This window comes from Rhizobium sp. CG5 (assembly GCF_023701945.1).
Lineage (GTDB): Bacteria > Pseudomonadota > Alphaproteobacteria > Rhizobiales > Rhizobiaceae > Allorhizobium.
This window is the reverse complement of sequence record NZ_JABAEF010000017.1, coordinates 45,313-58,512: the sequence shown is the minus strand read 5'-3', so window position 1 is coordinate 58,512 and position 13,200 is coordinate 45,313. Positions and strand designations below refer to the sequence as shown.

Genomic DNA, 13,200 nt, shown 5'->3' with positions numbered 1-13,200 from the left:
GGCTTCAGTTTCCGGACATCTGGAGTTCGTCGGCCAGCGATGCGATTTCCTCGACCGCCGCCGCTAGGTCCTCCGCCCCGCGGGACTGCTGCCTTGCCGCGGTCGCCGCCTGCTCGGAGGCGGCACTCGCCTCCTGCGCCACAGAGGCAATCTGCTGCGTTCCGGCCTGAACCTGCTTGGCGGCGACGAGGATCGCCTGCGTCGCATTGAGGATCGATGCGTTGCCGCGCACCATCAGGTCCACATCGGCTTCCGCCGCGATCAGCCGATCGACGATCTGCTTGTTCTTGGCGATCTCGGCCTCGGAGGCCACGACGATCATTTCCAGTTCCCGCTGCACGGCGGCGATCTGCACTTGGATCTGCCGCACGATGTCCTTGACGCCGTCGATATTCTCGGCGGCATCCTGGGCGAGTTTGCGGATATCGGTCGAAACGATCGCAAAACCACGGCCCGCCTCGCCGGCCCTTGCCGCTTCCACCGAACCGCTGACCGCGAGCATGCTGGTCTGCACCGCGACGAGCACGATCCGGTCCACCGTGCGCTCGATCTGAAAACCGATCTCGCCGAGCGAATTCAGATCCGTCAAAGCGTTCCGCGTTTCGCCGAGAGCATCGGAAACACCCGCCGCGATCGCATCCAGGCCGGCCTTGTTTCTGCCGAGGAACGTCTTGATCTCCTCGGCGCGCTGGCTTGCCTGCTCGGCACTCTCCTGCGTCTGGGAAGCGCTCTTTTCGATCTGAGTCATGGCCGCATTGGCCTGCTGCGTGGCAGCTGCCTGCGCTTCCGCCCCGCGGCTGATCTGCTCGATCGCAATGAGAATTTCACCAGCCGCACCGGAAAGCTCCTGAACGGTGGCGGACAGCTCTTCTGCTGCAGAACTCAGCTCTTCCGTCCGCGAGGCCCGGCCGCTTTCGTTCATCAGCTCATCGGCAAGTGTGGCCAGAGATTGCGCCGTCTGCTGGCTTTCCTCTAACGCCGCGCTCTGTTGCTGGACCGCGCGTTGCGCCTCGGTCGCAGCCGCGGATTGCTCTTCGGCCGCTGCCGCAACAGCTTCGGCACCCTTCTGGGCCTCGCGCGTTGCGACTTCCGCTTCGACCGCAGCGATCAGGATCACCTGGCTGTTCTGCGACAGGGCGGTGAGGCCCGAGCGGATGGCATGTAGTTCCTCGGACACCGTCCGACCCGAAGCCGTCTGCTCCTGCGCCTTGGCGGCAGCGGACCGGATGCGATCGGCAATCCGGCGAACGCCATCGACGACCGTCTCGGCATGCTGGCTGACATCGCGGGAGCTTCGCTCGGCAATTTCCGCCAGCGACCGCACCTCGTCGGCGACGACCGCAAATCCACGGCCTTCGTCACCGGCCCGCGCCGCCTCGATCGCCGCATTGAGCGCGAGCAGATTGGTGCGGTCCGAGATATCGGCAACCGCGACGGTCGTAGCGCCGATGCTTTCCGCCTGGGATTGCAGCCTGTCGATGACGGCAACGGAAGCGATCTGGCGTGAAGCATTCGCATCGATTGCGGAGATCGACGTATCGATCTGCGCAGCGGATTCGAAGACAGAGGTCTGAAGTTCCTCGGTGCGCCTGCGCGCGGCTTCCGCTTCCGTCCTAGCCTCGGAGAACCGCGCCGAAAGGTGGGTGGTGGCGGACAAAGACTCATGCGCCGCTCCTGCTGCTTCTTCGGCCCCGCTGGCGATCTGCTCAAGCGCCCGGCGCAACTCTTCTGCGGCTGCCGCGGCTTCCGACACGCCCGTCGCAAGTTGTTCCGTCGCAGCCCCGATTCGCTCGGCCGCCTGCTGTTGCCGCACGCGCGAACGATCCTGCGATCGTCGGCTGACGGATCTTGTGTTTGGCTCCGCCACAGCTCCCGTCTGGCCGGCCTTCGGAGGATTTGTCTTTGCGCCTAACTGAGAGGTTTTCACCAGTGCCATGCGTTTCCAATCTCGTGAACTTATGAGCTGAGCCTGCAACGCAAGGAATTGCCCTTGATCATACAGTCTATGGCGCAAACGACGGCATAACGCAAACCTTTCGTCATGCACAGGACATCCAAGATCGCCAACGATTAAAGGAACGGGACGAGAACGACGCCAGGTGGCATTTAGAGCGCCGCGCCGCGGAGACGATCTATGCTATGCCGTCCAATAATCCTTGGGGATCGTCTAAAATGGACCCGTTGTCCGATGTCATCTCGTTCATGGAACTGAAAAGCTGTCACGTTGGCGTTCACGGCGTACGACTGGTCGGTCCGTTTCGATCCACATGATGGCATTAATTGCTACGCCGTGAAACCGCCGACCCAGACAACTGCTCCGGCGACGAAGACCAAAATTGCATTGAGCCAAAGCACTCTCGTTTCCCCGCGAGAAAGATGCAAGGCCACAGCCGCCAATTGCAAGAGTACCATGCCTGCCGCGGCGAGAGTCGTAAGCCATGGCAGTATACGCAATGCTGCCGGGAAATGTTGCCGATGGCAACACCTCCATGATTCCGATGAAGGTGATAAGCGAGGGTGGAACATCGACGGTCCAGTGCCAGCCTAGGGCGGCAAGGGCCTCTGGTGTCCGGCTCAGCTTGAGGAAGCCGGCGTATGCAAAAAACTGGGCAAGAATTGTTCGCCTCGCCATAGACTGATTTTCCATTCTTCATTCCAGGTCTCCTAAATTGATGCCCAAAACATACCGGTGCGGCTTTACCCTGGCGGGATCCCCGGAAGACGTATAAACTTAACCGACATCTCCGGCGTCAGGACTCGCAGTGCTGCGCCAGCGCTGGCTGTGATAGCAGACTTACTGAAGGCCTAGCGTTTCCTGGCAGGTCAGAGAGAATTTCTGCCTGGAGTTCCTCAAGCAGCCTTTGATGGTCAGGGGATTCAACCCGTTGCAAACCTGCTTCATTTCTACCTGGCACATATGGGCGGTGACCCAGAATGCCTGGCATGTCGGCGACAGGCTTGATTTGTTCTCTTCAACGCATGTTGAGATAGCATCAGGGGTGAGCCGTCATGGCCGAAGGCACTTAGATCGGATCTCAACTCCGCACTGTTCCTTTACAGCGGGAGATAGGGGAGCTGCCAAAACAGCTTGGGATCCCACAGTAAGGCTGAGGGTTAATGATATCGACCGAAGCAAATGCCTGCCCGTTAGAAATGGGGCTGCAAGCCTCGGCATGTCAAACAGGCTTTGGGCTGGCGAAGAGGATTCCTTTCGTATGGCTGCCTGCTCCGTCATGACCAGAACCTCCAGAAACGCATGCTGCGCAACGTAGCTCGACAATCATCCATGTCTGGCAGCAAGGCGGATGGAACCAGAGCCATGATCGCTGTCGATAGTAGAGTTGAAATAATCCTGATCCAAAAATGCTTGTCATCGGCGGTAATATCCTTGTTCCTTTCCGTTGTCCGAAGACGATTCTCTTTCTTCTGGAACGATCCTCTTGGAGAATTACAGGAGCGTTACATGCAATATGCGTGATGCACTATTGAAGCCGCAGGCTCAATCCGAGCTCTGCTGCAGCATGAGATACGGTGGGCGAAGTTGGCTGAAGATTTGGCCGCTGCTTCGCCCCTAGCCCGTATGAAGAGCCAATCTGCTCGGCGGATTTATCAGCGGGCTGGTCCGAGACAATCGACCATCATTTGATGGATCAATATGCAGGGACGTTTTTCGGTTTCTTGTCGGTCCATTGCGGCGGAAGGCCGTAATTGCCGGCAACCTTGCCAACGATGCCGGGGGCTCGGCCGAACGCATCGCATGCCGCATATTTCGGTTTGCCGCCGAGCCAGGACTGGATCCGGTTTCTCGAAGGGACTGAGATATCCAACATCTTCGGTTCCTTGCCTGTAATCAATGTCCGCGAGAAGTCACTGGCGAATCTGGTTGCAAGGCCGTAGGCGTCGCCGACCTCCGAGTAGCGCGGCTTGTCCTGGAGGAAGTTGGCGCCGCGGCTCCACATCATCGCCGCACGTTGAACATTGGAACTATCGGTTGCTTCCGCCTCGACTGCAAGACCGCCGAGGCCGATGGGTATCCGTGGAATGCCGACAAGAGGAATGTCGCTTGGGATCATGAAACCACCGCCAACGCTTGCAACAGTCGCCGCAGCCGCAACACCTTTGTTGGTCGGCACAATATCGGTAACGACAGAACGGATTGTCAGGTCCGCTCGTTGGCCGGCCGGCACAATTTCATATTTGTCGCTCAATGCGACGCAAAGGGCGCGGTCCAGCGCATTGGATACTAGGGCACGGTCGGTCTCCAACTTGATACGAGATGCAGCATTGAAGGAGAAGCTGGTTGGAATGATCCGAACCGTCTTTATCTGGGCCAATTGTTTGCCATCGACGTAAAGCCGTCGTTTCTTGCCAAAGTTGCCCTTGGGAGGGCTCAGATTGCTGTAGGAGGTCAGCGTTCCACTTTCCGTCAGTGGCACGGATGTACAGCCGGCCACTGCAACTGTCATGGAGAGTGTCAGAAGAGCAGAAATAACGCCCTTTGATAGAGCGTCGAGCAAACGACGGAAGAACTGATTGTAGATTTGCACGCTCACGGGCCTCCAACATTGATGTTGGAATAACAGTCGGAGCCGAGGATTGCGGCAGCATTACAAGATGCGATCGTCCTGCAAGTTTTCGGGCGTCCGGGAGCGAATGTCGAAGCAAACGTGATGGGAGCGATAAGATAGCAAGGAACCAGCCCATATCAAAGGCGGACGGTAACTCTCGTGCCGCTTGAATGACTCTGGATGCTAACTTGTCCGCCATGATTGCTGACGATCTGCTTCACTAGGCTTAGACCAAGCCCCGCGCCCCGGCTTCTCGGGGTAACGCGGTAGAATGGTTGGAATACCAGTTCCTGATGTTCGACTGGTATGCCAGGTCCCTCATCGCCGACGGTGATCTCACCAGACGCGGAGACCGAGACCTCAATCGTTCCTCTTCCATCGCAATGGTCGATCGCATTGCGGACCAAGTTGCCGATCGCCCTGGTCAACGCAATGCTGTTGCCCCTGCGGGGGAGAGCTTCAACCTCGCTTTGAAATGAAATTTCATAGCCGGCTGCGATCGCGAGAGGCGCAAAGTCAGCCACGACGGCACGCGCGATCGTAACGAGATCGACCTCTTCATCAAGGTCTACCGCTTGATCGTTGCGTTCGAAGTCAAGCAACTGTTCCGCCGTGTCGGCGAGGCGCGCCACATCTTGCAACATGCGTGTGCGCTCCTGGCCATCTGACATGCCGTCGATGCGCGTTTGCATAATGGCGATGGGTGTTCTGAGCTCATGAGCAGCGTCGATCAAGAACCGCTGGCGTTTTTTGAATTCAGTCTCAAGCCTCTCGAGAGTGCCGTTGAACGCCGCGACGAGCGGAGCGACTTCGCCCGGAATCCCTTCGACAGGAAGACGGCTGCCCTGACGATGCGGGTCAATTTGCGATGCTCTGTCCGCAACATCACTGATCCTTGCAAGGGCGCTTCGAACGATCCATGGGACAGCAATAAATATGGCGGGCAATGCCATCGCAAGCAGCGATACATAAATCGGATAGGCTTGCCCGAGCACCGCAAGCACCGGCGAGCCTTTGCTGGCTATGCCTCCAAATAATACGCGCACTTCACCCAGGGGCGTCGCAACATCATCGATCGATGCGATTTCGTCTATTCCGTCTGCCTCGCGGATATCCGCGGAATCAAACAGGTAGGTTAAAGGAACGATCGCAACATATGGTGCGGGTATAGCTCCCCGAGAGACGAAGGTACCGTCGGCAGTGGCCGCTACAAACCACAGATGACTGTTCTCCTCCATCAGCGCCCGCATTAAGAGGGTGTCTTCGAGTTCAAGCTGGCCGCCGCCATTTCGCCTGATCGATTCGGCAACAGCGTTCTTGACCTCGCTCTCCATCGCTATGTTGGGCGACATCACCATCGTGCCGTACGCCGATAGCCCAACGATCACACCACCGATTACCGCGCTGATCACCAGGCTGAGTTGCCAGCTTAGGCGCCACCAAAGTGATGGGTTTGTCGATCGGTATGCACCCATTATTCTTCCTTCAGGAGATAGCCGACACCGCGGATGTTGTGAATCGTCGTGCCCGCATCGACATCCGATAATCTCTTGCGCAGCCTGGAAATGTGCGCATCCAGTGCGTTTGATTGTATCTCTTCTTCGTAATTATAGACCGCCTGTTCGAGCGTGGCCCGAAGAACGGTTTTGCCCTTGCGTTTTGCAAGCGCCTGGAGAACCAAAAGCTCCCGGCGCGGGATCTCGAGCGTAACGCTTCCAATTCTGACAGTGAGGTTCAATGGGTCGATCGCCAATCGTCCAACCTTGATATCTTGATCGATCACGCCAGACGGCCTTCGCAGTAGCGCACGGACACGCGCCATCAACTCCTCAACCAGAAACGGTTTTCCAAGATAATCGTCCGCACCGAAATCGAGGCCCGCAACCCGTTCCATTGGCTCGTTTCGGGCAGTGAGTACGATGATTGGCGTATCATTGCCTGCACGCCTTAATATCGGGATGAATGTCAGTCCCTCTCCGTCCGGCAAACGCCGATCCAGAAGGATGGCGTCGTAGTCATTTTGCAGAACGAGCTCATGGGCATCGGCGAGGTACATCGTGTGATCGGTAACGATCCCGTGCTTTGACAGCGCAGCCGATAGCGCTGTCGCCAGTTCCCTTTCATCCTCGATCAACAGAAGTCTCATCGTAGCCCCGCATCCTGTCCTTGCAGCAATGTCACCAGGAACATTGCAGCAGTATTACGAGGATAAAAAGATGGCGGTTAATGCTGCTGCAATTGTCGAACCTCATCGTCCACCTACAGACGCGGTAGCAGACGGCTTGATACGCGGTGCCCTATCACAAGAGGTCGACTTCATGGCATCCCAACGGAAGAAAATATTCATAATAGCAGCGGCGCTTTTTGGTAGCGTCTATTGCTCCGTCGCTTTGATCGGCCCTGCACGGGGAACGAGCGGACCTAACGAACGACTGCAAAAGGTGGTGGTGGCCGCGCATATCCGTGGCACGCCATCATCGTTCGAACTCTCGGCAATGGAAGTCGCTGAGATTCAGCCGGCCGCGCTTGTTGAGCGGCTCAGGGTAACGGGCGAACTTCGTCCCTCCCGTCTTGTAGAACTGCGCGCCATCAGTGGGGGCAGGGTTACCCATTCGAGCATTCGAGAAGGACAGTCCGTAAGGGCGGGTGAAGTTTTGATCGGGTTTGAGTCAGCCGACCTTCAGGCCGCTCTGAAACAAAAAGAGGCGGACCAGGAAGGCGCAATGGCCGAAATGATCCTTGCAATGCAGTCGCTCAACCGGATTGAGCGGCTATCGAGCAAACATATTACAAGCCAAGAGCAGCTCGACAAAGCACGTAGTGAGGTTGCGGCAAGAAAAGCCCGGCTGGATAGCCTTGCCGCCTACGTCGAAATAGCGCGAACAGCTTTGCAGAATGCCGAGATCCTTGCCCCCTTTGACGGCGTGATATCCAAGCTTTCGGTCAATCAGGGTGCGCAAATCGCGGCAGACGCGGAACTTCTCACCCTTGTCGACGTGAGCGATATGGAAGCCAGGGTTCTGATTTCGACGCAAGAGGTTACTCGTGTCGCTGAAGGACAGGTCGTGGAGCTTCAGGTCGATGGCGTCCAAAATCAGGTGATCAGGGGAAAGGTCGCTCGGATCAGTCCGGTCGCCGACGACGGTAGCCGCTCGGTGGCTGTCCATATTCGTCTTTCAGGCAATGGCTACCACTTCAAGGGAGGCATGTTTGTCCACGGCTCAATCCTGGTCCGGCAGACCGAAGACGCAATTGCCATTCCTGTCGCCTCATTTCGGGGAGACGATAAAGACGCTCACGTTCTCAAACTCGTGGACGGCATTCTCATCCGCCAGCCGGTGAGCATCATCTCAAGGTGGGATGACAACCAGATGGCCGAGGTCTCTGGTCTTGCGCCCGGCGACATGATCGTAAGGGCGCCACTTGCCGAGCTGCAGCCGGGCCTTGTCGTCACAGTCGCGAAGATGGAATAAGTTCATGTTTCTCACCCGCATTTCCATCGGTAATCCGGTTTTTGCCACCATGATGATGGTGGTTCTGCTGGTGATCGGCGCCTTCTCGTATGATCGGCTGGGGGTCGATCAGTTTCCAAATGTCGATGTTCCAGTGGTGGTCGTCACCACCACTTACCCTGGCGCCACGCCCGAAGCTGTCGAGATGGACGTAACCAAGCCGATCGAGGAGGCGCTCAACACGATCAGCGGTATCGAGGACGTAACTTCAACATCCTACGAAGGTCGATCCGTCGTCGTGGCGAGTTTTCAACTCGAGGTGCAAAGCCCGGTCGCGGCGCAAGACGTCCGTGACAAGGTCGCAGCCCTTGACGCAGAGTTCCCGGAAGAGGCCGACAAGCCCATCGTCTCGCGCTTCAATCCGTTGGACGAGCCGATCCTCTCGATTGCCGTCACGTCCGCAACCCTGGGCGTGCCCGAATTGACCAATCTTGTTCAGGAGCGCGTGATCCGCGAGCTCGCGACCGTGTCCGGCGTTGGGCAGGCAACACTGGTTGGCGGCCAGAAACAGCAGATCGATATTCAAATCGACGAAACGCGGTTGACCGCTCTTAGTGTAGGCGCCGACGAAGTGATCGAAGCAATCAAGAGCAGCAACAGGAACCGGCCGGCCGGAAGCATCATCAGCGACCTCTCCGAACGCACTATTCAGATCCAGGGTCGGCTCTCGGAGCCCAAGGAATTACTTGATCTGGTGATTGCCCGCCGCGGTGGGCTCCCTGTTTACCTTTCGGACGTGGCCTCGGTAAGAACCGGCCCGGCGGATCTGGAAAGCCGGGCCATGTACGATGGTGAGACGGCGTTGGCGATTGACCTCGTTAAGATTCAGGACGCAAACACCGTGCAGGTGGTAAGCGAGCTGCGCAAACGGCTTGATCAGCTCACCGTCGTCCTGGGTCCGAAGGATGTGCAGTTTCAAATCATCAAGGATGCATCCAAACCCATTGTGGAGTCGCTCAGTGAAGTTCAATCGACCTTGATCGAAGGGGCGGCGCTGGCAGTCGCCATTGTCTTCCTCTTCCTCAATTCGTGGCGAAGCACCGTCATCACCGCGCTGACATTGCCAATCTCGATGATCGGCACACTCGCTGTCATTGATCTCCTGGGTTTTACCCTCAACATGCTCAGTTTGCTTGCCCTGACGCTTTCGATCGGCATCCTGGTCGATGACGCCATTGTCGTCCGTGAAAATATTACCCGTCACCTGCGCATGGGTAAGTCGCATTTCCAGGCGGCACTCGATGGCACAAACGAAATCGGGCTTGCCGTAATGGCAACCACAGCGGCAATTGTTGCCGTTTTCCTGCCGGTTGCCTTCATGGACGGCATGGTCGGTCGCTTCTTCTATGAGTTCGGCGTTACCGTCTCCGCAGCGGTGATGATTTCGCTGTTCGTGGCGTTTACGCTCGACCCCATGCTCTCCAGCATATGGCATGACCCAGATGCTGAGCTTAATGCGGTTGGCGGCCCGATTGGCCGTACCATCGCGCGCTTCGATAATGGTTTTGAGGTGATTGTCGCCATCTACCGGAAGATGATCCGCTGGGCGCTGCGCTATCGCCTGGTCACGCTCTTGCTCACAACAGCGGTGTTCATTGCGAGCATTTTCATGGTTCCACTTGTGGGCGTTGAGTTTGTTTCGACTTCGGACGAGGGACAGTTTCAGATCAACATAACCGCTCCAGCGGGCTCATCGCTGGATTACACCACTGCAAAACTTCAGCAGGTTGAAGCCGCTTTGCGTGAATTTCCCGAGTTGACCTCCACCTATTCGACGATCAATACGGGCGGCAATCCAGGCAAACACAACGCGACATTGATTCTTAGTCTTGTGCCTCAACAAGAACGCCATCGAACTCCCGTGACGCTGGCTGACCCGATCCGCAAGCGCCTTTCAGTGATCCCCGGGATCAACATCGCCATCATTCAAGCCGGTCTCGGTGGCGGTGCAAGCCCGATCCAACTGAGCTTGCTCGGCGATGATCGTGCGGTCTTGGAAAAAGCCGCAGCAGAGCTGATTGCGGGCATGCGCCGGATCCCAGGAGTAGTGGATGTCAATTCAAGCGCCAGCGATGGGAAATTGCTTTTCTCGGTACGGCTGAAGCGCGAGCAAGCCGGTGACCTTGGTGTTGGCGTCCGCGAGCTTTCCGCGATGCTCTCACCATTCGTCGATGGCGAAGAGGTCGGAACCTGGTCCGATCCGCTTGGTCAAACTTACGATTTGGTGGTTCGACTCCCCGTGGATCAACGAGACAGCGTCTCCGCTATCCGCGATTTATTGATCAAATTGCCAGATACCGCCAACAGTGAAAGTCCACGCATGGTGAGGCTCGACCAGATTGCTGACATCGATCTGGTTCCGGCTGCATCGGAAATCCGCCGCCTGGACCAGTCACGTGAAGTTCTGATCTCCGCCGATATATCGGGTCGTGCCATGGGTGACGTCACGGCCGATCTCGAGGCCATCATAGCCAAACAGGAACTCCCTGCAGGATACCGGATCAAATTTGGGGGCGACGCCGAAGACGTTGAGAAAGCAGCTGCGAGCCTGCTTAAGGCCCTGATCATGGCAGTGATCTTCATCTACGTCGTGCTTGCGTCGCAGTTCGGAAGTTTCTTGCAACCGCTTGCCATCATGGCGGCACTTCCTCTGTCGCTGATGGGTGTGTTGATCGGGCTGTTGGCTGCCGGAAGCACCATCAACATGTTCTCGATGATCGGCTTTATCATGTTGATGGGGCTCGTCACGAAGAACGGCATATTGCTGGTCGACTTCGCGAACCGGGAGCGCCAACGCGGACTGCCCGTTGCCGAGGCCATAGCAAATGCCGGCGCTGTCCGCTTTCGCCCGATCGTGATGACAACGCTTGCGATGATCTGCGGCATGATGCCCCTTGCCTTGGAAACTTCCGGGGCCGGCGCACAGAGGGCTCCCATGGCACATGCGGTTATCGGTGGGCTTATAAGCTCCACAGTTCTCAGTCTGATCGTTATCCCGGTGATCATTTCCTGCATCGACAGCTTGATTCGGAAAGTGAAGGGCCCGCCTCGCATCATTGCGCCAACTCCGTTCGCAACCGGCGAAGTAGGACAATGTCAATAAACCGCAAATCGATTACCCGCATTGTCAGCCGCCTGCTCTTTTCCGCGATCCTGTTCGCTGCGCTGCTCGGCGGTCCGATTATCCTCCTTAATGCTATCGCGCCGCTTCATACAGTAGTTCGCCCTCACTGCACCCACGTGTTGAAGCGGCGCCGGGTGGCCAATCCTGTAATGCAGCCGCAATGCTTCTCTCCCACAGTTCAGGGCAGTCGCCCATCGGCGATCTCTGCATAGCCAAAAACAGGAGACGCCCTTGACCTTATGCATGCCGGTTGGTGAGGCCGTGTCATTGCTGCCAATGGTGGTGGGGTAGACGGCCAACAGCGATCCATCTTCCGCGACGCAAACGGTCGGCACATCGTCGATCGACCGTCCTAGATGCCGTAATGGGCCGGCGTCTCATGAGTAGCCAGTTGGGTGGCAGAATGCTGAAGCAATTTCTGACCGTTATTGCCGAAGCGGGGTGCCACTGCGCTTCGGCCTGACACCGTCTTAGAATGTGCTCTCGGCGCCGGAAGTAATCAATGGCACTGGTTTTGCGAGATCTTCAGGCCTTCATTGCGAAAACGCGCATATTCCGATGCGCGACAAGCATTTGACTGGCTGGTGATCGTGACGAGGGAGGTCTTGAAAAGAGCGGCTGCGCGGGATCGAGAGCTGCGGCCATTGTTGTCAATGTTCCAGGCGATCGCCACCACAGAAGCAGTAGTCACGGCGGATGAGTACGTGTAATTTGGGGATTCTGGCGCGCGCCGCGATATCGGTCGCTTACGCTGCTTTGCGATTTTTGAACCATCCTGCAGTGTTTTCGATGACGGTCACAGCTTAGTTGAAATGCCGAGCCGCGGCACGTCGGCAGCGGCAAGATCAAGAGCGATCGCACCAGTCCTTTCCTCACCCGCAAACGACGCCCAGTTCCGGGTTCATCACCAATCCCTGACCGATAGCGACAAGTGACATACCGGCTGCGATTGCATGTTCGGCCTGGTCCGTTGTCCGGACCTGCCCCGCAGCGATGAGGGGAACGCGCGCCGCAAGGCGCGTTGCTCAGCGACACGAGGTAATCGATCCCATTGGAACCAGGCGGTCGATCAGCGCAAGTGAGTCAGCGATGCGCAAACCGCCCTCATTGGGCTCCTCCGGCGAGATCTGGTAGCAGCAAAAAAGGTCGGGCAGCGTGACCAGCGACCGCTGGCGAATCGCATCGACCACTGCAAGCTAGAATCGCATGCGGCCTTCAGGCGACCCACCCCCGTGATCTGTGCGCCTGTTGAAATGGGGCAAGGAGAAATTTTGTAGTGGGAATCCGTGAGCGCCATGCAGCTCGACACCGTAAATGCCAGTCGATGGCCCGCCGCGTCGCCTCGCCAAAATCACGCACAACGCCCAGGCCTTCTTCGTCGGTGAGCGCGCGCGCAGTGTTTTGACGCCGGCATGGAAGATCTGCAAGATCGCCGGCGCGCCACCGCTTTTCCAAGTCGCCGGCAGTCGCTTCAGGCTTGGAGCAAATTTGTCATCGTAAGCGGCAAACTCACCGGTGAACCCGATGCCCTTTCCTGAACATGGGTGCAGCCCGTGATCACAAGCCCGACGTCCTAGACCCGCACGCGGTAGTAAGTCTCTTCATCGGCAGATACCGTGCCGTCGTCATTGCCGGCCCAGGTGGTCATCGGCGCCATGACGATGCGGTTGCGCAGTTCGATCATGTTGCCGAACACGAACGGTTCCAGACGCTTGCTTCTTTCCATTTTCACTTTCCGTTTTGTTGTCGGTCAGCCGAACGCAGAAATTCGTCGTTTTGAGCCTACACTAAAGAGATGACGGGCTTGTATGTGTAGCTGAGCATTGTCCGTCCATCGGACTCCCAGTCATCCGAGAGAGATCCCTGCTGTCAAACCGATCGACATGCGTTCGCGAAGCGGCGGATTAACCATATGGCCGCGCTCGTCGAGGTCTGGTGATCGCATTTTGATTGCTCCATTGCTTCGAATCTGTGCTCCCAGTCTAACCTGCTGAAC

7 protein-coding genes and 1 pseudogene are annotated in these 13,200 nt (G+C 57.4%); 2 read left to right on the top strand and 6 right to left on the bottom strand.

The genetic code is table 11. The annotated features are described in order from the left end of the window. Positions 1-4: 4 nt before the first annotated feature. The 5 genes from HGO38_RS23490 to HGO38_RS23470 all read right to left on the bottom strand — a co-directional run bounded on the left by HGO38_RS23490 (position 5) and on the right by HGO38_RS23470 (position 6,714). Positions 5-1,813, bottom strand: a complete 1,809-nt coding sequence (locus HGO38_RS23490; RefSeq protein WP_250958246.1) for a methyl-accepting chemotaxis protein — start codon at positions 1,811-1,813, stop codon at positions 5-7. 387 nt (positions 1,814-2,200) lie between these two features. After that, on the bottom strand, positions 2,201-2,647 hold the full coding sequence (locus HGO38_RS23485; protein ID WP_250958245.1) for a DoxX family protein: 447 nt from the start codon (positions 2,645-2,647) through the stop codon (positions 2,201-2,203). Positions 2,648-3,650: 1,003 nt separating this feature from the next. Next, entirely contained in the window at positions 3,651-4,466 is an 816-nt protein-coding gene (locus tag HGO38_RS23480) for a DUF3313 domain-containing protein (RefSeq protein ID WP_250958320.1), read from the bottom strand. 239 nt (positions 4,467-4,705) lie between these two features. Next, the gene (locus HGO38_RS23475) at positions 4,706-6,043 is read right to left on the bottom strand and encodes a sensor histidine kinase (protein ID WP_250958244.1); all 1,338 of its coding nucleotides are present in this window, start codon (positions 6,041-6,043) and stop codon (positions 4,706-4,708) included. Next, on the bottom strand, positions 6,043-6,714 hold the full coding sequence (locus HGO38_RS23470; protein ID WP_250958243.1) for a response regulator transcription factor: 672 nt from the start codon (positions 6,712-6,714) through the stop codon (positions 6,043-6,045). Before HGO38_RS23470 ends, HGO38_RS23475 begins: the two co-directional genes overlap by 1 nt. A 43-nt stretch (positions 6,715-6,757) precedes the next feature. Between HGO38_RS23470 and HGO38_RS23465 the strand changes: the two genes are divergently transcribed. Next, positions 6,758-8,041 carry an efflux RND transporter periplasmic adaptor subunit gene (locus HGO38_RS23465; RefSeq protein WP_250958242.1) on the top strand — a complete coding sequence of 428 codons (1,284 nt, stop codon included), beginning with the start codon at positions 6,758-6,760 and terminating at the stop codon, positions 8,039-8,041. A 4-nt stretch (positions 8,042-8,045) separates the two neighbouring features. After that, complete coding sequence (locus HGO38_RS23460) at positions 8,046-11,183, top strand: efflux RND transporter permease subunit (protein WP_250958241.1); 3,138 nt, start codon at positions 8,046-8,048, stop codon at positions 11,181-11,183. Positions 11,184-11,950: 767 nt separating this feature from the next. On the opposite strand, the pseudogene HGO38_RS31280 reads toward HGO38_RS23460, so the two are convergent. Next, positions 11,951-12,936: pseudogene (locus HGO38_RS31280) on the bottom strand (oxidoreductase). Positions 12,937-13,200 lie beyond the last annotated feature (264 nt).

Bases quoted from the DNA above. Each gene is read 5' to 3' on its own strand.
- HGO38_RS23485 (WP_250958245.1), bottom strand. From the start codon at position 2,647: ATGGAAAATCAGTCTATGGCGAGGCGAACAATTCTTGCCCAGTTTTTT.
- HGO38_RS23480 (WP_250958320.1), bottom strand. From the start codon at position 4,466: ATGACAGTTGCAGTGGCCGGCTGTACATCCGTGCCACTGACGGAAAGT.
- HGO38_RS23475 (WP_250958244.1), bottom strand. From the start codon at position 6,043: ATGGGTGCATACCGATCGACAAACCCATCACTTTGGTGGCGCCTAAGC.
- HGO38_RS23470 (WP_250958243.1), bottom strand. From the start codon at position 6,714: ATGAGACTTCTGTTGATCGAGGATGAAAGGGAACTGGCGACAGCGCTA.
- HGO38_RS23460 (WP_250958241.1), top strand. From the start codon at position 8,046: ATGTTTCTCACCCGCATTTCCATCGGTAATCCGGTTTTTGCCACCATG.